The following is a 21048-nucleotide window of genomic DNA, read 5'->3' on the forward strand; positions in this document are numbered from 1 at the left end:
GAACCCCCGGTCCTCAAAACCCCGACGGGCTGGGGTGACGGCGGGCGGGCGGGAGATGACTCCGAGCGGGCTGGGCTGACTCCGGACGGGCTGGGGTGACCGCGGGCGGGCGGGAGATGACTCCGGGCGGGCGGGGTGACTGCGGGCAGGCTGGGGTGACTGCGGGCGGGCTGAAAGTAGGGGCGCAGCCCCACTTTCAGGGGCGCGGGGAACTGCGCAATCTTTTAGGGGCGCGGGGAACTGCGCGACCAGCCCTCACCGGGCCCGCAGACGAATCCCCAGGCCCCCAACCCCGGGCACGTCGCGCCCACTCCGTTCGTTGCTACCGTCGCCGCTCCCCGACAGTGATCCCGCAACGAAGATTGGACTCCCGTGGCCGACACCACCTCCCCCTGGCCCCACTCCCCCGTCAAGGTCGGCCTCGTCGGCGCCGGCCCCTGGGCCCGCGGAGTGCACGCGCCCGTGCTCGCCGCCGGACCCGAGACGGAGCTGACGGCGGTGTGGGCGCGCCGCCCCGAGGCGGCACAGGCGACCGCCGAGCCGTACGGCGCCGTCGCGGTGGCGCGTTTCGAGGAGCTGCTCGACCGGTGCGAGGCGGTGGCCTTCGCCGTGCCGCCGGACGTCCAGGCGGACCTCGCCGGACGTGCGGCCAAAGCGGGCAAGGCCCTCCTGCTGGAGAAGCCGATCGGTCTCGATGTACCGTCCGCGCGGCGCCTCGTAGACGCGATCGAGGAGGCCGGCGTCGTCTCGCAGGTGGTCCTGACCAACCGCTACCACCCCGCCGCCCAGGCATTCGTGCGGGCCGCGCGGGACATCGAGGTGTCGGGCGCCCGCTCGGCCGGTCTGAGCGGCGCCTTCCTCGGCGGCGACTTCGCGACCCCCTGGCGTCTTGAGCACGGCGCGCTGCTGGATATCGGGCCGCACATCCTCGATCTCCTGGACGCCGCCGTCGGTCCCGTCGTGCGGGTCCGCGGCACCGGGGATCCCCGCCGGTGGATCGAGCTGACGTGTGAGCACGAGAGCGGCGCGGTCAGCCAGGCCTCGCTGTCCGGGTCGGTCGCCGTGGAGTCCGGCATCATGCGGGTCGAGCTGTTCGGCCCCCGTTCCGGACTCGTGTACGACAGCGCGGATCTCGATCACGACGCGTGCTGGCCGGTACTGCGCCGGGCCTTCGCCTCGGCGGTGCGCACGGGGGTGTCCGGCGAGCTGGACGCCCGCCGCGGCCTCTACCTCCAGGAACTGATCGCCCAGGCCGCGGCAGGCGTCCAGGGCTGAGCGCCGCGCACTGGAGAGGCTGAAGGCTGGGTCTCAGCCCCTCAGCCCTCAGCCCTTCAGCCGCTCGTCCAGTTCGTCCGCGTCGGCGACGAACCACGTCTGCCGCCCGCGGTTGCACTCCCGAACGAAGTCGCGCAGCGCGGAACTGCCGGCCGTGTGACGGGAGATGTCGCCGAGGACCACGAGCCCGAGGCGGTAGTTCGCGAACTTCTGGACGATGTCACCGGCGACGCGCGTGCTGAGACGGAAGAACGTCTCGTCCAGGCGCTCGGCGGGGACGACGGCCCACCGCGCGCCCTGGTAGGAGGCCTCGCCGATGACGTCCAGGGCGTCCCGTTCGCCGCCGATGGGTTCGCCTTCGGCGGCGCACAGGAAGACGGGCACGTCATGGATCGTCCGCAGGATGTTCATGGACGGCGAGGCTAGTTCGCCGCGCGCACGGAAGCGACGTAATTCCCGGGCGGTGGCTCAGGTGCTCGCGCTGTAGCGGCGCAGCGCGGGCATGGCCGCCGCCAGGACCAGCATGGAGGCGATGACCAGCAGGCCGCCGCCCGCGACCGCCGCCCGTGCGCCCAGCGCCGATCCGGCCGTGCCGTGCAGCACGTCGGCCAGGCGCGGGCCGCCCGCGACGACGACCGTGAAGACGCCCTGCATCCGGCCGCGGAGTTCGTCGGTGACCGCGGACAGGAGGATGGCGCCGCGGAACACCATGGAGACCATGTCGGCAACTCCGGCGGCGGCGAGGAACGCCACGGCGACCCAGAGGTTGGCGCTCAGCCCGAACCCGGTGATGGCCACCCCCCAGGCGACCACCGCGACGATGACCATGAGGCCGTGCCGGCGCGCCCGCGAGAAGGTGCCCGACATGAGTCCGCCGAGCACCGCGCCGATGGGGATCGCCGCGAAGAGCAGTCCGAGCGCCAGGCCCTCGCCGTAGGGCGCGTACGTCTGCGAGGCGAGCTGGGGGAAGAGCGCGCGGGGCATGCCGAAGACCATCGCGATGATGTCGGCGAGGAAGGACAGCAGGAGCACCTGGTTGAGCGAGATGTAGCGGAAGCCCTCCGCGATGCCCTTGAGGCCGGCCCGGCCGACCGCCGCCGTGGCGGTGGCCAGGGGCGGCAGCGCGGGCAGCCGGTAGACGGCCCATACCGTGACGCACAGGGCCACGGCGTCGATCAGGTAGAGCTCGGCGAGGCCCACGACGGGTATGAGCGCTCCGGCGAGCAGCGGTCCCGCGACCAGGCCGGTCTGCATGACGGTGGAGCCGAGCGCGTTGGCCGCGGCCAGTTCCTCCTTCGGTACGAGCCGGGCGATGGAGGCCTGGCGGGCCGGGGAGTTGAGGCCGAAGAACGCCTGCTGGACGGCGAGCAGCACCATCAGGACGGCCACCGAGCCGAGTCCGGTGACGGCCTGGATCCAGAAGAGCAGGGAGGTGACGGCTATGCCGGTGTTGGTGACGAGGAGGAGCTTGCGGCGGTCCACGGTGTCCGCGATCGCGCCGCCCCAGAGCGCGAAGACCACGAGGGGCAGCAGTCCGGCGAAGCTCGCGTAGCCGACCCAGGCCGAGGATCCGGTGATGTCGTAGATCTGCTTGGGCACGGCGACGGCGGTGAGCTGGCTGCCCACGGCGGTGACGATGGTCGAGGACCACAGGCGGCGGTACGCGGGCCGGCGCAGCGGCCGGGTGTCCATGGCCCAGCGGCGCCACCCGCTCCGCGGCCCGTTCCCCGGGTCCGCGGGGCGCGAGGGCCCGTCGGTCGCGGTCCGCTGTTCCGCGCTGTCGTCGGCACTGCTCTTGCTGGTGTCCACACCCGTCCTGCTCGCTCTGCTCTGATTGTCAGATACATCTTTCGATCAGAGGTTCACTATCGCCGATGCGGAGCGATCTTCGCGCGGCGGGTCGGTCCGTGGACGGGACGGCCCACCGGTCAGCGGGCCAGGAGGGCCGCGGCCTGTTCGCGGGCGTGCTCCAGCGCGCCGGGGAAGATGCGCAGGCCGAAGGCGACGAGCGCGCCCTCGTGGAGCAGCATCAGGCTCCGGCCCAGTGATGCGGCCGAGTCGGGCGCGAGCGGGCGTACGAGATCGGTGAACAGGGTGAGCATCCACTGCTTCTGGCCGGTGATGATCGCGTACGCCGGGTGGGCCGGGTCGTCGATCTCCGCGTGGGCGTTGACCATGCTGCAGCCCCTGGGGCTGTTGGCGTCCATCCACTCGCGGGACACGTCGAAGACGGTCAGGACGCTCTCCAGCGGTGACGCGCAGACGTCGAGGCGGGCTGCGAGACACGCGCGCCAGCGCTCGTCGCGGTCGGCGAGGTACTCGACGACGAGCTGCTCCTTGGAGCCGAACCGGTCGTAGAGCGTCTTCTTCGTGACGCCGGCCTCGGCGGCGATCAGATCGACCCCGACGGCGTGGATCCCCCGCTCGTAGAACAGCCGCCCGGCCGCGGCCAGGGCGCGGCGGGCGGCAGGGGTCAGCGGTACTCGGCGGGGGGCGTCCGTGCTGCTCATCCGCCCATTGTAGACCGATCTGTATAATCGAGGGAAACGGGTATACAGATCTGTCTACTCCTGGAGGTGTGCGGTGCCGTGAACATCCTTCTGTCGATCGCGTTCGTGGGGGCCTGGAGCTCCGGCTTCATCGGGGCGAAGCTCGGGGCGGGCAGCGCCTCGACGGTCACGCTCCTCATGTGGCGCTTCCTGCCGCTGGCCCTCGTCCTCGGCGTGGTGGCCCTGAGCACCGCCCGGTCCCGGTCCTCCTGGCGCGGCCTCGGACCCCGCGACCTGCTCCGGCAGGCCGGCGTCGGACTGCTCTCGCAGAGCGGCTACCTGCTGACCGTCTACTACGCGATAGAACTGGGCGTCTCCAGCGGGACCACGGCTCTCATCGACGGTACGCAGCCACTGGTGGCCGGAGCCCTGGCCGGGCCGCTGCTGGGTGTGGCGGTGTCGCGTACGCAGTGGCTCGGCCTCGGGCTGGGCGTGGCCGGGGTCGCCGTCGTCACCACGGCCGACGCGGGCGCCGCGACGGGCGTCGTGTGGTGGGCCTACCTCGTGCCGTTCCTCGGCATGCTCAGCCTGGTCGCGGCGACGTTCCTGGACCGCAGGTCCCGCGCGGACGCCGGTCCGATGGTGTCGATGACGGTGCACGCCGTCACCAGCGCCGTCGTGTTCACGGTGCTCGCCGCCCTCGGCGGGGGCCTGACGCCCCCGGCGGACGGTTCCTTCTGGACGGCGGTGGTGTGGCTGGTGACGCTCTCGACGTTCGGCGGGTACGGGCTGTACTGGCTGATCCTGCGGCGCTCCGGGGTGACCAAGGTCAACACGCTCATGTTCCTGATGGCCCCCGTCACGGCCGTGTGGGGCGCGCTGATGTTCGGTGAACCCTTCGGGGCGCAGACGGCGGCGGGGCTCGGACTCGGTCTGCTGGCCGTCGCCGTCGTGCACCGGGGCGGCCGAGGCCGCCGGGACGATCGGGGTGACCTGCGGGCGAGGGGCGTCCGGCGGCGGCTCGCGGCGAGCGGCCCCCTCACACCCCGGCGATCAGCGTGGCACCGAGCACGATCATCGTCGCGGCGATCAGAGCGTCCAGCACCCGCCACGCCGACGGGCGGGCCAGCAGAGGGCTGAGCAGCCGGGCGCCGAATCCGAGGGCCGCGAACCAGACCAGGCTGGCGATCACCGCGCCGAGCCCGAAGGTCCAGCGCCAGGGTCCGCGGTCGGCCGCGATGGAGCCGAGCAGGAACACGGTGTCCAGGTAGACGTGCGGGTTCAGCCACGTCATCGCCAGACAGGTGAGCACGGCCCGGCGACGCGAGCTTCCCGCTCCCGCGGCCCCTGGCACGCCCGTCTCCACGGTCAGCGCCGAGGGTTTCAGGACCCGGCGTGCGGCCAGGCAGCCGTACCCGATCAGGAAGAGCCCGCCGATCAGCCCGACCGCGGTGAGCACCGAGGGCCAGGCCACCACGACCGCGCCGACACCGCCGACACCCAGCGCGATGAGTGCCGCGTCGGAGAGGGCGCAGATGGCCACCACGGCAAGGACCGCGTCCCGGCGGACGCCCTGGCGCAGGACGAAGGCGTTCTGGGCGCCGATGGCGACGATCAGGGAGAGGCCGGTGCCGAACCCGGCGGCCGTGGCGGTCAGAGCGCTGTTCACACCCTCCACGCTAGGAAGCCGACCACGGAAAAGTACAGCTAAAGATTCTTACGTATCCTTAGCGTTCGTGATGACAGACCTTCCCCTCGACCAGGTGCGGACCCTGCTGACGGTGGTGGACGAGGGCACCTTCGACGCCGCGGCGGCCGTGCTCCATGTGACGCCGTCCGCGGTGAGCCAGCGGGTCAAGGCCCTCGAACAGCGCACGGGGCGCGTGCTGTTGATGCGTACGAAGCCGGTGCGGCCGACCGAGTCCGGTGAGGCCGTCGTGCGCTTCGCACGGCAACTGGCCCGGCTGGAGCGCGACACACGGGCCGAACTGGGCATGTCCGGCACCGAGGAACCGGCCCGGCTGTCGATCGCGGTGAACGCCGACTCGCTGGCCACCTGGTTCCTGCCCGCGCTCTCCCGCGTCTCCGAGGACCTGCCCGTCTGCTACGAACTGCGCCGCGAGGACCAGGACCACACGGCAGCGCTGCTGCGGGAGGGCCTGGTGATGGCGGCGGTCACCTCGTCGCCGGACGCGGTGACGGGCTGTTCCGTGCGCCGCCTGGGCCGGATGCGGTACGTCCCGGTGGCGGCCCCCGCCCTCGCAGCCCGGTGGTTCGAGGGCAGGTCGGGCGCCGCGCTGCGGGAGGCGTTCGCCGTCGCGCCCGTGGTGACCTTCGACCGGAGGGACGACATCCAGGACGCCTTCGTGCGCACGCTCGTACGCGGCGCGCGCGGACCACGGGGTGCCGACGGCCCCCGGGGTGCGAGTGCGGTGCGGCACCTCGTGCCGACCTCCGAGGGCTTCGTCGAGGCCGTCGCCGCCGGGATGGGCTGGGGCATGGTCCCCGAGGTGCAGGCGGGGCCGCTGCTCGGCGCGGGGCGGCTCGTCCGGCTCGCGCCGGAGCGGCAGATCGACATCCCCCTGTTCTGGCAGCAGTGGAAGCTCGACTTCCCGGCGCTGGCCGCCGTCGCCGAGGCCGTGACCGCGGAGGCCGCCGAGGCCCTGGACGGCGGCCCGGCCGTTTGAACGAGATCCCCGGACCGGCCGGAGGGCTCAGGCCGCCGGACCGGACCCCGCTTCCCTCTCCAGGTAGCTGATCACCTGGGCGGCGAGGCTGTCCTGCGCGCAGTCGGCGCGGGCGCCCACTCCCACGGACGGCTCCTGCGCACCGATGCCGCCCGACCACAGGTAGCGCTCGGTCCACTCGTCGTCGACCTTCAACTGCACCTGGATGTCGACCAATGACACGCAGCCCTGCGGGGCGGCGGCGTACAGCACGGAGGTGACCCGGCGCAGCGGGTAGACGTCGAAGCCCTCGATGAACTGGGAGTTGCGCCAGTCCAGGAACGCGCTCTCGCCGTCGGCCCCGACCCGGACGTCGAGTTGGCCGTCCTCCAGATGGATGCCGAAGTGCACGGTCGTACGGTTCTCGACGGTCACCCGGAACCGGAAGTAGACCAGCCCCTCGGCCGCGTCGTCCCGCCCCCGCGGCGGCTCGGCCTTCTCCAGGCCGTGAACGCGAACGCGCAGGCCGGCATGCCCGTCGTCGTACTCCTGCCAGTCACCGACCACATTCGGCTCGTACACGTTCCACCTCTCGACCCCAGAGGGCTGCTTCCTATCCGGGCGGGCGACGGGGTGTCAAATGAGCGGAATGGGCGTTGGCCAGGGATTTCGCCCCACTTGATCACTGATCAAGCCGTGCGCAGCCAGAACCCTCGCCCCAGGCGTCCCGGGCGCTCTCCCGACGTGCTGCACATCACGTCCCGCGCCCCCGGCCGGAAGGCCGTCCCCGGCCCCGGGCGCGGGACGGCCGGGCCCCTCCCACCTGCTGACAAATCGGACCGTCGTGTTGACGAAGGGGCCGTCCAGGTGCGGAGATGCTCCTGCGACATGACGGCCGACCGTGAGGCAGGGCGAGCGAGCGATGGCATTGCAGATCAGCGCCACCAACCCGGAGCATCCCGCGCTCCTGCTCGACCTGCCGTGGGACATCCCTCTGGAGGAGTGGCCCGAGCACTACCTGGTGCCGTTGCCGCGGGGCATCTCGCGGCACGTCGTGCGGTACGCGCGCGCCGGTGCGGAGGTCGTGGCGGTCAAGGAGCTCGCCGAACGGCCCGCCCTGCGCGAGTACGAGCTGCTGCGCGGCCTCGACCGGCTCAACATCCCCTCGGTGGACCCCCTCGCCGTGGTCACCGGCCGTACCGACAAGGGCGGCGATCCGCTGGAGTCCGTCCTCATCACCCGGCACCTGGGCGGTTCGATGCCCTACCGGTCGATGTTCGAGACGACCATGCGGCCCGCCACCATGCACCGCCTCATGGACGCCCTGGCCGTGCTGCTGGTCCGGCTGCATCTGGCGGGGTTCGCCTGGGGCGACTGCTCGCTGTCCAACACGCTGTTCCGCCGGGACGCGGGGGCGTACGCCGCGTATCTCGTCGACGCCGAGACCGGCGAGGTGCATCCGCAACTGAGCCCGGGGCAGCGGGAGTACGACCTCGATCTGGCCCGTGTCAACATCAGCGGGGAGCTGCTGGACCTGGAGGCCTCGGGCGCGCTGCACCCCTCGGTGGACCCGATCGAGTTCGGCATGGAGATCTGCAAGCGCTACGAGGGGCTGTGGCGGGAGCTGACCCGCACGTCCGTGTACCCGGCGGGCAAGCACCACTACATCGACCGCCGGATCCGGCGCCTGAACGACCTCGGCTTCGACGTCGCCGAGATGCAGATCGCGCACTCCTCGAACGGCGACACCGTCACGTTCGTGCCGAAGGTCGTCGACGCCGGCCACCATCAGCGCCAGCTGCTGCGGCTGACCGGCCTCGACACCGAGGAGAACCAGGCCCGGCGGCTGCTGAACGACCTGGAGAGCTGGATGGCCACCCAGGACGACTACGCGCCGGGCGACCCCCTGGCCGCCCGGCCCGAGGTACTGGCCCACCGGTGGGTCCGGGACGTCTTCCGGCCCACCGTGCGGGCCATACCGCTGGACCTGCGCGGTTCCATGGATCCCGCCGAGCTGTACCACGAGCTGCTCGAACACCGCTGGTACCTGTCCGAGCGGGCACAGCACGACATCGATCTGGACACGGTCGTCCGGGACTACGTCACGAACATCCTGCCCGGGATGCGGGACACGCTGTCGCCCGCGGCGGGCGGCGGGGCAAACGCTCAGGCCGGCGGGACGACCGCCACCGGCGAGGGCGCGTGATGGACGACGGCGTGGGCCACCGAACCGATCCGTGAGCCCACGGCGGAGCGGTGCGCCCGCCGGCCGACCACCGTCAGCTGGGCCCGGGCCGCCGAGGAGAGCAGCACCTCGCCCGCGCTGCCCATCTCGACGTGCTGGGTCACCTTCACGTCGGGGAAGCGTTCCAGCCACGGCTGCAGCGCTTGTGCGAGAGCCTTCCTCTCGAACTGCTCCAGGCCGCCGGCCTCGTCGGCGAGTGCCATGGAGCCGGGGCTGTAGGTGAAGACGGTGGGCAGCGCCCAGGCGCGTACGACCCGCAGGCCGGCGCCGCGGGTCGCCGCCGCCTCGAAGGCGAAGCCCAGCGCGGCGGCGCTGTCGTCGGGGCCGCCCTGCTGGCCGACGACGATCTCGCGGCCCGCCGCCTCCGACTCGGGCCGGTCGCCGGCGCGTACGAGGACGACGGGCCGTGTCGACTCGGCGATGACCTGCTGGCCGACGGAGCCGAGCAGGAAGCCGACGATCGCGCCGTGGCCACGGGAGCCGAGCACCAGCGTCTCGGCATCGGCGGCGGCGACGAGGAGCGCCTGGACCGGGACGCCGTCGACGAGGTCGGTGGTCACGGTCAGCCCGGGGTGGTGTCCGGTGACGTCGCCCGCGGTCCGCGTCAGGGCATCCAGGACGTCCGCCTCCTGGGCGTCCGTCGTCCGCTCGTCGCTGTCGGTCTTCGGCCGGGCGTGCACGATGCGCAGCGGAAGATCCCGGCGTACCGCTTCCCTGGCCGCCCAGTGCACGGCGGCCAGGGATTCGGCAGTACCGTCTGCTCCCACGGTGATCGGGCGGGTCATGTGATGGCCTCCGTAGCGTCGGTCGAGGTGCCCACGCTACCCAGGGCCGGCCGGACGGTTCCCGTCAGCCTGCCAGGAGGGCGAGTTCGGTCCCGGCCAGCAGGAACGCGCCGACGCCGAAGTCCGCGGTGGTGTCGTAGGTGACGGGCTGGCTGGACTCCGGGCGGTCGCCCACGTTCTGGACGTAACCGAGGAATCCGTCGGGGTGGACGGCGGTGGTGATCAGGCCCTGCCAGGCCCGGGCCGCCACCGGCAGGAACGCGGTCCGGTCCACGAGACGGGCGCGGATCGCGTAGGCGGCGCCGTAGGCGAAGAAGGAGGTGCCGCTGGTCTCGGGTCCCGGCAGATGCGCGGCGTCGGCGAGGTTGACGTTCCAGAAGCCGTCCGCGCGCTGTACGCCCGCCAGCGCGGTGACCAGCTTCGTCAGGGTCTGCCGGTACTCGACGGCGTGCCGCTCGCTGCCCGGCAGGGCCTTGAGGGTCTTGACGTGTCCGCCCGCCACCCAGCCGTTGCCGCGCGACCAGACCACGGGTTTGCCGGAGGGGGACAGGATGCCACCGGGCAGGAACCGCTTGTCCCGGTACCAGAGGCCGGTGGCGGTGTCGTACAGGCCGGGGCCGCCCTCGGTGCGCTTGGTGTGGCTGTAGAGGGCGTACACCTTCTCCCAGTACTGGGGGTCCTTGCGCAGGACGCCGATGCGGGCGAACGGCGGCATGGCCATGTGGAGGGCGTCGTCCCACCACCAGTCGTCGTTCTTCGCCGGCTGGTCCGTGTACACCATGCGGTGCAGGGACTCCTCGATCGCGGCGATCTTCTGCGCCTCCGGCTCGATCTCGTAGAGGTCGAGGTAGGCCTGTCCGGCGTTGTGGTTGTCGGCGTGCCGGGTCGTCACACCGCTGCGCAGCCCGTACGCGTGCTTCTCGGCCCAGCCGCGCGCGTACGCGAGGTAGCGGGCGCTGCCGGTCAGCCGGTGCAGGGCGAGCAGGCCGCTGAAGAACGTGGCGTTGGCCCAACCGTTGTCGCCGGGGTCCGTGTGGGCGCCGATCCAGTGGTCGGCGACCCGGCGCAGGTCGCGGATGATCGCCGCCCGGGACGGGAGGGTCGGCGCCGGGGGTGGTGCGAGGTGCGGGGCGGGGGGTGCGGGAGCTTCGGCGGCGGACGCGGACGTGGGGAGCAGAACGGCGGATGCCGAGAGAGCGGCACCGCCGGCCAACAACTGGCGTCTATCCATGTGAACGACTCCTCTCCATGTGAAATCCAGGTGAGGCACATCCTGAACTCCCGCCCCAGCGGTGTCCACGGTCCGGACTCGACTTGGTCAACTTGGCCTGAACCAAGTTGAGTTCACGGCACCGGCCGAAGTTCACATCAAGGGACATCCGCGGTGGATGTCCGGTCGCAGCGCAGGCTGTCGAGGTCGACCGAGTCGGCCATCGCCTGCATGCCCTTGTCGTTGGGATGCAGCCGGTCGCCGCCGTCGAAGACCGGCATGATGCGCTCGTGGTCGTAGGGGCTGCGGAGGATGCGGTCGAAGTCGGTGACGGCGTCGAACTCCCCGCTGCTCCTGATGAATTGGTTGACCTCCTGCCGTACGGACTCGGCTGCCGTGTCCCACTCGGACCAGCCCTTGAAGGGCGCGACGGTGGCGCCGACGACGCATTTCCCCGCCTGATGGGCGCGGGCGATGATCTCGCGGTAGCCCGCGATCAGGTCGGCGCCCGTGACACCGGTGTGTGCCTTGATGTCGTTGACGCCCTCGAAGAGGAACACCGTTCGGACGCCCGGGTGGGACAGGACGTCACGGTCCAGCCGGTTGAGCGCGCTCTGTCCGGCGCCGTCCGCGAGGACCTTGTTCCCGGAGATCCCCTCGTTGGCAACTCCCTTGACCGGACTGCTGGTTGCTCCCAGTCGGCGGGCGAGATAGTCGGGCCAGCGGCGGTTCAGGTCGCCGCTGGACTGCCAGCCGTCCGTGATGGAGTCCCCGAGCGCGACGACCGCGCCGACGGCGGCGCTCGTGCGGACTGTGACCGCGTCGAGGTAGAACCAGGAGCCGGTGCGTTCGGTCCAGTTGGCCGCCCCCTCCTCCCCGGCGTGGTCGCCGGTGGCGGCGTACGACGTCTGCATGGCCATGCCGTGGCCGGTCGCGGGCCCGCCCGCCGTCTGCGTGTGCACGCTGACGACGAGGTCGGCCGCGGCGGGCAGTCTGCCGGGCAGCGGGTCGCTGTGGACGGTGGCCCCGGCCGGGACGGTGACGGAGTGCGTGCCGCCGAAGGTCAGCCGCCTGTTGGTGCCCGGGACCAGTTCCGCACCGGACTTCCGGAGGCCGGCGTAGGCGCTGTCGAAGGTCAGCGGCCGGTCCCCGAGGGCGTTGGACAGCCGGACACGCAGATTGTCACCGCCCACGCTGGTGCGCACGATCAGGCGGTAGCTGCGGTCGGCGACCGCGTCCCCGACCCGGTCCGCGCTCGCGCCCCAGGTGACCACGTCGTGCCGGCCGCCGGGGGCCGCCGGGGCCGCCGTCGCGGGAGTGACCTGGACGGCGGCGGCGGTCACCAGAAGCACCACCAAAGACACGAGACGGCCCGTCCGGCCGGCGCGGGCCCTCATCGGGTGAAGTCCCGCAGCGTGACGGAGGCGCCGGGCTTCAGGGTCACCGTGCGGGACGAGCGGCCGTACGCGACCGTGGTCGTCCGCCCGCCGACACTGCGGATGCGGGCCTCGGTCGGCCTGCCGTCACGCCAGCGCAGGTCGACGACGAAACCACCCCGCGCGCCGACTCCCGTGACGGAACCGGACCGCGCCCATGCGTCGGGCAGGGCCGGGAGCAGTTCCAGATGGCCGGGACGGGAGTACACGAGCATCTCGATCATCGCCGCGGGCGTGCCGAAGTTGGCGTCGATCTGGAAAATGCCGCGGCCCTTCTCGACCTCGTAGATGTCGAAGAGGTTCGGCGCCGAGCCGTTGCCGCCGTCCGTCGAGGGGCGGAGGTTGTTGACGATCAGCTGATAGGCGTTCTCGGCGTTCTTGAGCCGGGCCCAGCACAGGCTGCGCCAGGCGTTCGCCCAGCCGAAGCTCTCCATGCCGCGCGCGGTCAGCAGGGCCGTCGCGCCCTCGACGATCTCGCCGGGGGTGGAGTCGTCGGGCCGGATGCGGTCGCCGGGGAAGAGCCCGATGAGCGGGGACAGATGCCGGTGGGTGGTCTCGCCGAGGTTGTCGGGCGACATCCACTCCTCCAGCCAGCCCGTCTTCTCGCTCACCTTCGGCAGATACAGCCTCTCCTGGAGGCCGCCGATGGTCTTCGCGTAGGCGGTGTCCTTCTTCAACTCCTTCGCCGCCGTGCGGTAGTTGTCGAAGAGCGCCCACACCAGTTCCTGCGCGTAGGTGATGCCCTTGGCGTCCTGCGGGCCGTGCTCGGGCGACCAGTCGCTGTCGTCGACGAGCACTTCCTTCGAGGTGCCGGGGAGGGTCGTGGTGATCAGCCGCGCCTCCCAGAACTCGCAGGCGCTCTTCAGGAGCGGGTAGATCTTCGTCAGGTGGGAGCGGGAGCGGGTGAACTCGTAGTGCTCCCACAGGCTCGCGCACAGCCAGGCGTTGCCCGCCGGATGCCACCACCAGCCGCTGCCGCCATGGATGTTGGTCGAGAACGCGACGGCCCAGCCGGCGACCTTCCCGGTGGAGTTGCGGTAGCGGTTGCGCGGGTCGTTGAAGAGGTCGTGGGTGAGCTTCTGCCACGACGGGAACTGGGCGAGACAGTAGTCGGTGAGCGCGTCGAAGCTCTGCGACAGGCCCGCCCGGTCGGCCATCCAGTAGTTCATCTGGATGTTGATGTCGGTGTGGTAGTCGCCCATCCAGTCCGGGTCGTTGCCGTCCAGCCACAGCCCCTGGAGGTTCAGCGGCAGACTGCCCCGGGACCCGGAGATCATCAGATAGCGGCCGAACTGAAGGTAGGCGGCCTCCAGTTCGGGATCGGGCACGTCGTCGCGGGCGCGCGCCCTGATCCGCTCCCAGGTGTCCAGGGAGCGCTGCTCGGCGGACGAGATGCCGAGCGAGAGGTCCAGCTGCTCGAACAGCGCCCGGTGGTCGGCCACATGGGTGCGCAGGAGCGTGTCCGCCGAGTGGGCCGCCGCCGCGGCGACCTTGGTACGGGCCAGCTTCTCCGGGTCGAGGGAAGGATCGCGGTAGTGGGCCGAGGCGTCGGGCGCGTAGTTGGTGCCGCCGCTCACCACCACGGTGAGGTCCTTGCACCCGCTGAACTCGATCAACGCTCCCTTCACCCGGACGCTGCCACCGGTCCCGTACGCCTTCACGGCCGCCCCGTAGCGCAGCCCGTTCGGGAAGGCGGCGCCGAAGGAGGTGCCCTGGACGGTCTCCTTGTGCGTCCCGTCCAGGGTCACGCTGCCGGTGTAACGGCCGCCGCCGCTCTGGGTGAAGTGCAGGACGATCGCGTCGTCGGGACGGCTGGCGAACACCTGCCGCTCGTAGGTGACTCCGGAGCGGACGTACGACGTGCCGATCACGCCCCGGTCGAGGTCCAGGGTGCGGCGGTAGCCGGAGACGGCCGACAGGTCGTGGTCCGGGATGTCGACGGTGAGACGGGCCAGCAGGGTGAAGGAGCCGAAGTTGTCGCGGTCGTAGGGGAACTGGCCGTCGGAGTCGAGGGTGTCGTTGAGGCCGCCGGTCCACATCGTGGCGTCCGTGATGAGCAGCAGCTCACGGCCGGGGTCGTTGCTCGCGAGGGCGCCGAGCCGGCCGTTGCCGACGGGCAGGCCCTGCTCGATCATCGAGTGCTCGTCGCCGGGCGCCTGCCACCACAGCCGGTTGCGCGCACTCCCCTTCGGGAGCGGCGAGTCGGCGGGCCGCTGCGGTGCGGCGGTCGCGGTGAAGGCGGGCAGACCGCCGAGTGCGGTGGCGACGCCGGTCGCGGCGGCGAGGGAGAGGAGTCTTCGTCTGCTGGGCTCGGCGGGACGGCTCTTGTCCATGGTGCGGCTCCAGGGGAAGAGAGGTGGGAAGAACAGCGGTCAGGACGACTTCGGTACGTCGATGCGGTCGATGTCAGGGGCGTATCCGGAGCCGCTGTCGAAGGTGATGGTGTTGGCGCCCGCCTTGAGCTGGACGGGCACGCTGACGGTGTCGGCGGTCCCCCAGTCCCCGGTGGAGGGGAACTTGTGGCTCGTCGGGCCGTTGCCGTTCGCGGAGACCTCGACCGAGCGCGGGTCACCGCTGACGTAGGCGACCTTCACCTGGTACGTGCCGGCCTTGGCGACGACGACGTCGTTGAAGCGGAGCGAGCCGCCGACGTAGAGGTTGCCGACCTTCTTGCCGTCCGAGCAGGCGGAGCAGTCGGCCACCGAGGCGTTTCCGCCGAGGGTGTTGGCGGCGGCCTCGGCCTCGTAACCGGTCGTGGTGAGCGCGGCGCCGCGCGGGGTCACGGTGAACAGCCGGGAGCCGTGCGCGGGCAGCGCCTGGGTCACCTTGTCCTGGTAGGTGCCGAGGTTCTCGCGGTTCCACAGGTCCCGTACGGCGGCCTTGCCGGTGAAGCCGAGGGCGGCCCAGTCGGCGGAGACGGCGGCGGGCCTGTCGGCGAGGTTGAACAGGGCCACGGTGTAGCTGCCGTCGGCGTTCTTCGCGGCCCACACCTGCTGCGGGTCGGACGGGGTGATCGGCCGGGCGGGCGGCATGCTGCCCTGGTTGAGGGCGATGACCTCGCGGTTGGTCAGCAGCGACACCCCGTAGGAGTCCAGCTTGGTCAGGTCGTCACCGGTGTAGAGCGGGGACTTGGCGATGGCCCACAGGGTCGCGTAGCTCTGGCGCTCCGCCTTGGTGAGTCCGTCCATCTCGCCGTTGCCGACGTCCAGGGAGTCCAGGTCGTTCCAGCCGCCGGGGCCCGCGTGGCGGGTCCAGCCGGGGAGGTCGTCCCAGCGGTCGTCGACCGAGTTCTCCCAGCTGACGAGGGTGTTGCAGTAGCACTCGACGTCGGTGTCGATGCGCCAGCCGTTGGAGTACTTCTTCCAGTCGGCGATCCGGCCTATGTCCAGCGACCAGGAGACCTCAAGGTGGATGGGGCGGCCGGTGGCGGCGATGGCCTTGTTCCAGGCGGCGACGTCGGCAACGTTGTCGTACTGGTCGCCGTTCTTCCCGGAACCCGGCCCCACGCCGTCCAGCTTCAGGAAGTCGTAGCCCCAGTCGGCGAAGAGCCGCGCCTGCGAGTCGACGTACTTCTGCGCGCACGGGTCGGAGAAGTCGAGCTTGTAGGCGCTGTCCCAGCCGTTGGTGGTGCGCAGGTCGCCGTACACGATGTCGGCGGTCGTGCAGTCACCGGCGTTCCAGATCGGCACCTTGCCCTCGCCGTACGCCTCCTTCTGCAGACCGACGGGCAGGTAGATGCCCGCCTTGAGGCCCTTGCCGTGGATGTGGTCGGCGACGGGCTTCATCCCGCGCGGGAAGCGTCCCGGGTCGGCCTTCTGGCGGCCGTACGCGTCGAAGCCGGGCTTCCAGGCCTGGTCCATCCACCAGCCGGCGTCGAGGTTGACGTACTCGTAGCCGAACGGCTTGAGCTTGGCGGCCAGCGCGTCCGCCTGCTTGAGGACGTTCTTCTCGGTGAGGTAGCTGTAGTCGCCGTCGGGGTTGAGCCCCGGGTACTTCGAGGACTGCATGCTCCAGCTCGACCAGCCCATGTACGGCTTGACCGCCAGGGCGGAGGTGGCGGCGGCCGGGGTGGCGGTGGGGGTCGGCGTGGCCGCCTGCGCCGAGGGGAGGGCGGCGGCCGTCGCGGCGGTCAGCGCCAGGACGAGAAGGGCTCTGAGGGAACGGCGGGCGGGGGCTGTGGGGGCGTACGAGGATGACCGCATGGGTCGGAACCTCCTGTGAGGGGTCGGGCTGTGCGGGGGTGTGGTGCCGCGGCTCGGCGACCGCGTCGGGGTGTGAGGCGTGTGCGGCTGTGCCGTGAGAGGCGGCGGCTCATCCCGTGCCGTGGGGCGGGCCGCCGATGAAGGACTGGATGGAGGTGGCCGCGGCGCCGCGCGCCCACTCGTCGAAGGGCAGCGGCCGGGTCAGCAGGTCGCAGCGGGCGGCGGTGCCGAAGGCGGAGGCGGCGAAGGCGTCGCGGATCTGCTCGGCGAACAGGTCGTACGCCGCCAGACCCTCACCGGAGATGATCACGCGTTCGGGCCCCATGAGGTTGGCGACGGTCGCGATGGCCCGGCCGATCGCGTCCCCGGCCCGTGCGTAGACCTCGCGGGCGCCGGGGTCGCCCCGGCGGGCCAGTTCGACGGCCTGCGCCGCGTCGGCCACCGGGAGGCCGGTCGCCTCGCGCACCGCCGCGACGATCGCGGGGTCGGCGGCGATCGCCTCGGCGCAGCCCCGGTTCCCGCAGTGGCAGAGCGGGCCCGTGGGGTCGATGACCACGTGCCCGATCTCACCGGCGACGCCGTGCGCCCCCGAGACGACCTTTCCGTGCACGACCAGGCCGCAGCCGATGCCCGCTCCCACCGTGACCACGGCGAAGTCGGACAGGCCCACGCCCGCGCCGAACCACTGCTCGGCGACGGTCAGCGCCCGCACGTCGTTGTCGACGGTGACCGGCAGCCCGGTCGTCATCTCCACCAGTTCGGCGAGGGGCAGATCGCGCCACTCCAGGAAGGGCGACAGACGCACCTCGCCCGCGGCCCGGTCCACGTCACCGGAGACGGCGACACCGATCCCCTGCACCTGGACACCGAACCCGTCGGCCTCCGCGAGGAGTTCGTGCACGAGGTCGGCGATGGCGGTCAGCACGGGCTGTGGTTCACGGGCCGGCAGGGGCACATGGCGGGCGACCCGGATCCGGCAGCACAGGTCCGTCAGGACGGCGATGATCTCGTCGCCGGTCACCTTGACTCCGATGAACAGGGCCCGGCCGCCGTCCACCCGCACGGAGTTGGCGGGCCGCCCCAGCGCGGGACGCGCCTCGTCGCCGGCCTCCTCCACCAGGTATCCGGCCTCGATCAGGGGCCGGACCGCCTTGGTGACGGCGGCGGCCGACAGCCCCGCCCGGCCGGCCATGTCGGACCGGGTGAGCGGGCCGTGGGACAGGACGGTGGTGAAGATCTGGGCAGCGGCCGGCGTGTGGGCCGGGAACGCCTCGGTGCGAGGAGTCGAGCGCATGCCCGGAACCTAGGTTGATTCTTTTCCGCCGTCAATGAAAGAAACAAAGATCGTTTCAACTGAGGCCCATTCGCGCCTCCGGCCTCTAACTGTGCGAGTGAACCGACCAGTTGCCGAGGGGAACGAAGGTGATGAAGGTGCCGTCCTCCCGCACGTGTCCGCCAACGGCGTCCCCTGGCATGCTGCCCCCATGCCGACGACACCGACAGGACTCCGTATTCAGGCTCGCCGGCTCACCCAGCGGGTGCGCGGAGCGGGACGCGTGCTGCACGACGTGTCCGTCGACCTCGCGCCCGGACGGATCGTCGTGATCGCGGGCAGCAGCGGGGCGGGTAAGACGGTGCTGCTGGAATCGCTGGCGGGACTGCGCGCCGCCGACGAGGGGACGGTCCTGCACGACGGTGCCCGACCGGGCGCGCCGGGACCGGAGTTCGGGTTCGTCCCGCAGGAGGACATCCTGCACCGGGACCTGCCGCTGCACCGGACCCTGGTGTACGCAGCCGGTCTGCGTCTGCCCGCGGGCACCTCCGCCACGTCCCTCACCGCGGCCGTGGACCGTGTCATGGCCGCCCTGGGTCTGGCCCACCGCGCCGGGACGCCGGTGCGCGCGCTCAGCGGCGGGGAGCGCAAACGAGCTTGTGTAGCCGCCGAGTTGCTCACCGGCCCGCGGGCGCTCTTCCTCGACGAACCGACCTCCGGGCTCGATCCGGTGACCGGCGCCGCCCTGCTGCGCACCCTGCGTTCACTGGCCGAGGACGGCACCACCGTCGTGCTGACCACCCACGTCCTCGCCGACCTCCTCCGCGGCGACCACGTCGTGTTCCTCTCCCCCGGCGGGCAGGTCGCGTACGCGGGCGACCCGGGCGGCCTGTGCGCGGCGTTCGGGGTGGACACGGTGGAGGACGTGTACGGCGTGGTGGCCGAAGGTGCCGTACCCGTCGGCGCCGTGGCCGCCGCCGGCGCGCCTGCGGGCGCCCTGCCCGAGGGCGCTGTCTCCGAGGGCGCCGTCTCCGGCGGCGCGGTCTTTGACGGCACTGCCTTCGACGGCGTGCCGGGCGAACCGGCGCCGGCCGAGCCGGCCGGCCCCCGCAGCGGCCCGGCGGAACGGTCCGCCGTCCCCCGGCAGCGTGTCGGCGCGGTACGGCAGTGGTCCCTGCTCACCCGGCGCGGCACCGCCCTGCTGCTGCACAGCCGCCTCTCGGTCGCCGTGCTCGCGGGCTCGCCCGTGATGATCGTGGCGATGTTCGCCGTGCTGTTCCGGGCGGGGGCGTTCGACCCGGCCGACCCGGATCCCGGATCGAGCGCGATGATCATGTTCTGGATAGCGTTCGGCGCCTTCTTCTTCGGGCTGACGTACGGGCTGCTGCAGATCTGCACGGAACTGCCCGTGCTGCGCCGAGAATGGCTGGCCGGCCTGCGGATCGGCCCGTACGTCGCCTCGAAGCTCACCGTCATGCTGCCGGTGCTCGCCGCCGCGGACGCCCTGCTGCTCGCCGTACTGCGCGCCCTGGACCGGCTGCCCGCGGCGGGCTGGGACACCTACCTCTCCCTGTTCGTGTCGAGCGTGCTGGCCTCCGCCGCCGCGCTCGCGCTGGGCCTGCTCGCCTCGGCCGCGGTGACCGATCCCGGGCAGGCGACGCTGATGCTGCCGCTGCTGTGCTTCCCCCAGGTGCTCTTCTCCGGCGCCTTCGTGCCGGTTCCCCGCATGACGGCGGCCGGGGAGGCGATCAGCTGGGCCATGACGAACCGCTGGGCGTTCGAGGCACTCGGCGCCGGCATCGGCCTCGAAGCACTGTGGCGCGACGGGGCCTCCCGGCTGGGGCCGCCCCTGCTCGACGCGTACGGCGACTCGTTCGCCGGGCCCGCCGGTCGCGGCTGGCTGATCCTGACGGGGTTCACGCTGGTGTTCCTGGCCGCGACATGGGCGGTCCTGGTGCGCAAGTGCCGGGGCGGTGCGGTGCGCGACCGGGCGGGCGGCTGAGGCACCCCGCCCCTGTCCCCCGGTCGCCGCCCGCCCTCCGGCGCCTGCCCGTCAGCAGCCCGCCCGTCAGCAGCCGGCCCGCGCCTCCAGACCGGTCGCGCCCGGCACCCGGTCCCGGTAGGTCTCCCGGACGAACCTCAGGAACGTGTCGATGTCCCCGGGCTGGGACGACAGGCCCAGCGAGACACGCACCGCGCCCGCCGACGGCAGGTGCAGCAGATCCAAGTACTCCTCCAGGGACGTGAGCCGGCGCCCGGCGGCCGAGCGCAGCAGGCGCGGCGGCAGGGCGAAGGCCGCCTCACCCGCGCCCGGATTGCAGAAACAGCCCGTGCGCAGCGAGATGCCCCGCGCGGCGCTGTCGCGGGTGACGACCCGTTCGTCGATGATCCGGCCGTCGGCGTCCAGCAGGTTGAGCGCGACGGTCCCGCCGCGGGCCACCAGGTCACGCGGGCCGTACACCCTGACCAGCGGGGAGCCGTCGCTGTGCCGCAACGCCCCTAGACCGGCCAGGAGTTGGGCGGTCAGGGTGGTCACGTGCGCGTGCACCCGTTCCATGCCGACGGCGTCGATCCACTCCAGCCCGGCCGTCACGTCGGGAATGGACAGGAAGTTGACCGTGCCGTCCTCGAAGGCCGCCTCGTCGTCGGCGAGGACGTGCCACTGCGCCTGGGCGCTGACCGCGTAGATCGTGCCGCCGGAGAACCAGGGCCTGCGCAGCCGGGCGAGCGCGTCCCGGCGGGCGATCAGACTGCCGACGCCGGTGGGATGGCCGAAGACCTTGTACCAGCTGACGACGGTGAAGTCGGGGTGGTACCGGCTCAGGTCGAGGGAGTTGGCGGGCACGAAGGCCGCCGCGTCCAGCAGGACGTCGTAACCGCGCGCCTGGGCCGTCGCGATCCAGGCGAGCGGATGCTGGACGCCGGTGAAGTTGCTCTGCGCCGGGTACGCGAGCAGCCCCTGTCTGCGCTCGCCGGACCGGGAGGGGCGTCGGCCGACACCGCGTCCGCGCTCGGGCAGGGCGGCCAGCAGCCGCTGATCGTCCACGCGGAGGCCGGGGCCGTCCACGGGTACGTACGTCGTGCGCGCGCCGCGTGCACGTGCGTACTCCCGCAGGCCGTTGACCGAGTTGTGGTTGTCGAGCGGCATGACCAGCCTGCCGCGGCGGCTGAACGGGTACGCCTCGCCGACCAGGCGCAGGGCGCCCGTCGCGTTCGGGGTGAAGATCACGGCGTATTCGGCCGGGTCGGCGTGGAAGTGGCGGAGCACCGCCCGGCGCGCCCGGGCCAGCAGGAGTCCCGAGGCGCGGGAGGCCGGGCTCTCGGAGTGGGGGTTCCCGAAGACACCGCCGGTGATCCGTGCGGCGCTCCCCCGGACGAGGGAGGCCGGTGCGAGGCCGGCTCCCGTGTGGTCGAGATAGGTGTGGCCGCCGGCGTCGAGGTAGCCGAACTCCTGGCTCCTCAGTTCC

Annotated in this window: 17 protein-coding genes; 5 read left to right on the forward strand and 12 right to left on the reverse strand. The window is 72.0% G+C overall.

Annotated features, from left to right (window positions below; genetic code table 11):
* Nucleotides 1-372: 372 nt before the first annotated feature.
* Nucleotides 373-1275 (forward strand): Gfo/Idh/MocA family protein, encoded by a 903-nt coding sequence (locus tag ACFWGJ_RS17970; protein WP_387325272.1) that lies wholly within the window; start codon nt 373-375, stop codon nt 1273-1275.
* 48 nt (nt 1276-1323) lie between these two features.
* Here the strand turns inward: ACFWGJ_RS17970 and ACFWGJ_RS17975 are convergent, their stop codons facing one another.
* From ACFWGJ_RS17975 to ACFWGJ_RS17985, 3 genes are all read right to left on the reverse strand, one after another.
* The gene (locus ACFWGJ_RS17975; RefSeq protein ID WP_387325273.1) at nt 1324-1686 is read right to left on the reverse strand and encodes a DUF4180 domain-containing protein; all 363 of its coding nucleotides are present in this window, start codon (nt 1684-1686) and stop codon (nt 1324-1326) included.
* 57 nt (nt 1687-1743) lie between these two features.
* Nucleotides 1744-3084, reverse strand: coding sequence for an MFS transporter (locus ACFWGJ_RS17980; protein WP_387325275.1), 1341 nt, complete (start codon nt 3082-3084; stop codon nt 1744-1746).
* A 119-nt stretch (nt 3085-3203) separates the two neighbouring features.
* Entirely contained in the window at nt 3204-3785 is a 582-nt protein-coding gene (locus ACFWGJ_RS17985) for a TetR/AcrR family transcriptional regulator (RefSeq protein ID WP_387325278.1), read from the reverse strand.
* Nucleotides 3786-3863: 78 nt separating this feature from the next.
* Between ACFWGJ_RS17985 and ACFWGJ_RS17990 the strand changes: the two genes are divergently transcribed.
* On the forward strand, nt 3864-4904 hold the full coding sequence (locus tag ACFWGJ_RS17990; RefSeq protein ID WP_387325281.1) for a DMT family transporter: 1041 nt from the start codon (nt 3864-3866) through the stop codon (nt 4902-4904).
* Here the strand turns inward: ACFWGJ_RS17990 and ACFWGJ_RS17995 are convergent.
* Nucleotides 4804-5433, reverse strand: a complete 630-nt coding sequence (locus tag ACFWGJ_RS17995) for a LysE/ArgO family amino acid transporter (protein ID WP_387325284.1) — start codon at nt 5431-5433, stop codon at nt 4804-4806. The genes ACFWGJ_RS17990 and ACFWGJ_RS17995 overlap by 101 nt on opposite strands.
* A gap of 67 nt (nt 5434-5500) precedes the next feature.
* On the opposite strand from ACFWGJ_RS17995, the gene ACFWGJ_RS18000 reads away from it, so the two are divergent.
* Nucleotides 5501-6451 carry a LysR family transcriptional regulator ArgP gene (locus ACFWGJ_RS18000; protein ID WP_387325286.1) on the forward strand — a complete coding sequence of 317 codons (951 nt, stop codon included), beginning with the start codon at nt 5501-5503 and terminating at the stop codon, nt 6449-6451.
* A 27-nt stretch (nt 6452-6478) separates the two neighbouring features.
* On the opposite strand, the gene ACFWGJ_RS18005 is transcribed toward ACFWGJ_RS18000, so the two are convergent.
* Complete coding sequence (locus tag ACFWGJ_RS18005) at nt 6479-7012, reverse strand: hypothetical protein (protein ID WP_387325287.1); 534 nt, start codon at nt 7010-7012, stop codon at nt 6479-6481.
* A gap of 340 nt (nt 7013-7352) precedes the next feature.
* Between ACFWGJ_RS18005 and ACFWGJ_RS18010 the strand changes: the two genes are divergently transcribed.
* A complete protein-coding gene (locus ACFWGJ_RS18010) occupies nt 7353-8636 on the forward strand; it encodes a DUF4032 domain-containing protein (RefSeq protein ID WP_387325289.1) in 1284 nt (427 codons plus the stop codon).
* Here the strand turns inward: ACFWGJ_RS18010 and ACFWGJ_RS18015 are convergent.
* The 6 genes from ACFWGJ_RS18015 to ACFWGJ_RS18040 form a co-directional block, all read right to left on the reverse strand.
* Nucleotides 8597-9460, reverse strand: coding sequence for a universal stress protein (locus ACFWGJ_RS18015; RefSeq protein WP_387325291.1), 864 nt, complete (start codon nt 9458-9460; stop codon nt 8597-8599). The genes ACFWGJ_RS18010 and ACFWGJ_RS18015 overlap by 40 nt on opposite strands.
* A gap of 64 nt (nt 9461-9524) precedes the next feature.
* Nucleotides 9525-10691, reverse strand: a complete 1167-nt coding sequence (locus ACFWGJ_RS18020) for a glycoside hydrolase family 88 protein (RefSeq protein WP_387325293.1) — start codon at nt 10689-10691, stop codon at nt 9525-9527.
* Nucleotides 10692-10828: 137 nt separating this feature from the next.
* Nucleotides 10829-12067 (reverse strand): SGNH/GDSL hydrolase family protein, encoded by a 1239-nt coding sequence (locus ACFWGJ_RS18025; protein WP_387325295.1) that lies wholly within the window; start codon nt 12065-12067, stop codon nt 10829-10831.
* Complete coding sequence (locus ACFWGJ_RS18030) at nt 12064-14439, reverse strand: glycoside hydrolase N-terminal domain-containing protein (RefSeq protein WP_387325298.1); 2376 nt, start codon at nt 14437-14439, stop codon at nt 12064-12066. Before ACFWGJ_RS18030 ends, ACFWGJ_RS18025 begins: the two co-directional genes overlap by 4 nt.
* 39 nt (nt 14440-14478) lie before the next feature.
* Nucleotides 14479-16308: an alpha-galactosidase D gene (locus ACFWGJ_RS18035; protein ID WP_387325300.1), complete on the reverse strand. Its 1830-nt coding sequence runs from the start codon at nt 16306-16308 to the stop codon at nt 14479-14481.
* Nucleotides 16309-16417: 109 nt separating this feature from the next.
* Nucleotides 16418-17602: an ROK family protein gene (locus ACFWGJ_RS18040; protein ID WP_387325302.1), complete on the reverse strand. Its 1185-nt coding sequence runs from the start codon at nt 17600-17602 to the stop codon at nt 16418-16420.
* 190 nt (nt 17603-17792) lie between these two features.
* On the opposite strand from ACFWGJ_RS18040, the gene ACFWGJ_RS18045 reads away from it, so the two are divergent.
* Nucleotides 17793-19583 (forward strand): ATP-binding cassette domain-containing protein, encoded by a 1791-nt coding sequence (locus tag ACFWGJ_RS18045; protein WP_387325305.1) that lies wholly within the window; start codon nt 17793-17795, stop codon nt 19581-19583.
* A 66-nt stretch (nt 19584-19649) separates the two neighbouring features.
* On the opposite strand, the gene ACFWGJ_RS18050 is transcribed toward ACFWGJ_RS18045, so the two are convergent.
* On the reverse strand, nt 19650-21044 hold the full coding sequence (locus tag ACFWGJ_RS18050) for an aminotransferase class V-fold PLP-dependent enzyme (RefSeq protein ID WP_387325331.1): 1395 nt from the start codon (nt 21042-21044) through the stop codon (nt 19650-19652).
* Between the last annotated feature and the right edge of the window lie 4 nt (nt 21045-21048).

The sequence above is a fragment of the Streptomyces sp. NPDC060205 genome, assembly GCF_042728395.1.
In the GTDB taxonomy this organism is placed as follows: domain Bacteria; phylum Actinomycetota; class Actinomycetes; order Streptomycetales; family Streptomycetaceae; genus Streptomyces.

What these genes read in the sequence shown, in the direction of transcription:
- ACFWGJ_RS17975 (WP_387325273.1), bottom strand. Translation starts at nt 1,686, where the DNA reads ATGAACATCCTGCGGACGATCCATGACGTGCCCGTCTTCCTGTGCGCC.
- ACFWGJ_RS17985 (WP_387325278.1), bottom strand. Translation starts at nt 3,785, where the DNA reads ATGAGCAGCACGGACGCCCCCCGCCGAGTACCGCTGACCCCTGCCGCC.
- ACFWGJ_RS18010 (WP_387325289.1), top strand. Translation starts at nt 7,353, where the DNA reads ATGGCATTGCAGATCAGCGCCACCAACCCGGAGCATCCCGCGCTCCTG.
- ACFWGJ_RS18015 (WP_387325291.1), bottom strand. Translation starts at nt 9,460, where the DNA reads ATGACCCGCCCGATCACCGTGGGAGCAGACGGTACTGCCGAATCCCTG.
- ACFWGJ_RS18020 (WP_387325293.1), bottom strand. Translation starts at nt 10,691, where the DNA reads ATGGATAGACGCCAGTTGTTGGCCGGCGGTGCCGCTCTCTCGGCATCC.
- ACFWGJ_RS18025 (WP_387325295.1), bottom strand. Translation starts at nt 12,067, where the DNA reads ATGAGGGCCCGCGCCGGCCGGACGGGCCGTCTCGTGTCTTTGGTGGTG.
- ACFWGJ_RS18030 (WP_387325298.1), bottom strand. Translation starts at nt 14,439, where the DNA reads ATGGACAAGAGCCGTCCCGCCGAGCCCAGCAGACGAAGACTCCTCTCC.
- ACFWGJ_RS18035 (WP_387325300.1), bottom strand. Translation starts at nt 16,308, where the DNA reads ATGCGGTCATCCTCGTACGCCCCCACAGCCCCCGCCCGCCGTTCCCTC.
- ACFWGJ_RS18040 (WP_387325302.1), bottom strand. Translation starts at nt 17,602, where the DNA reads ATGCGCTCGACTCCTCGCACCGAGGCGTTCCCGGCCCACACGCCGGCC.
- ACFWGJ_RS18045 (WP_387325305.1), top strand. Translation starts at nt 17,793, where the DNA reads ATGCCGACGACACCGACAGGACTCCGTATTCAGGCTCGCCGGCTCACC.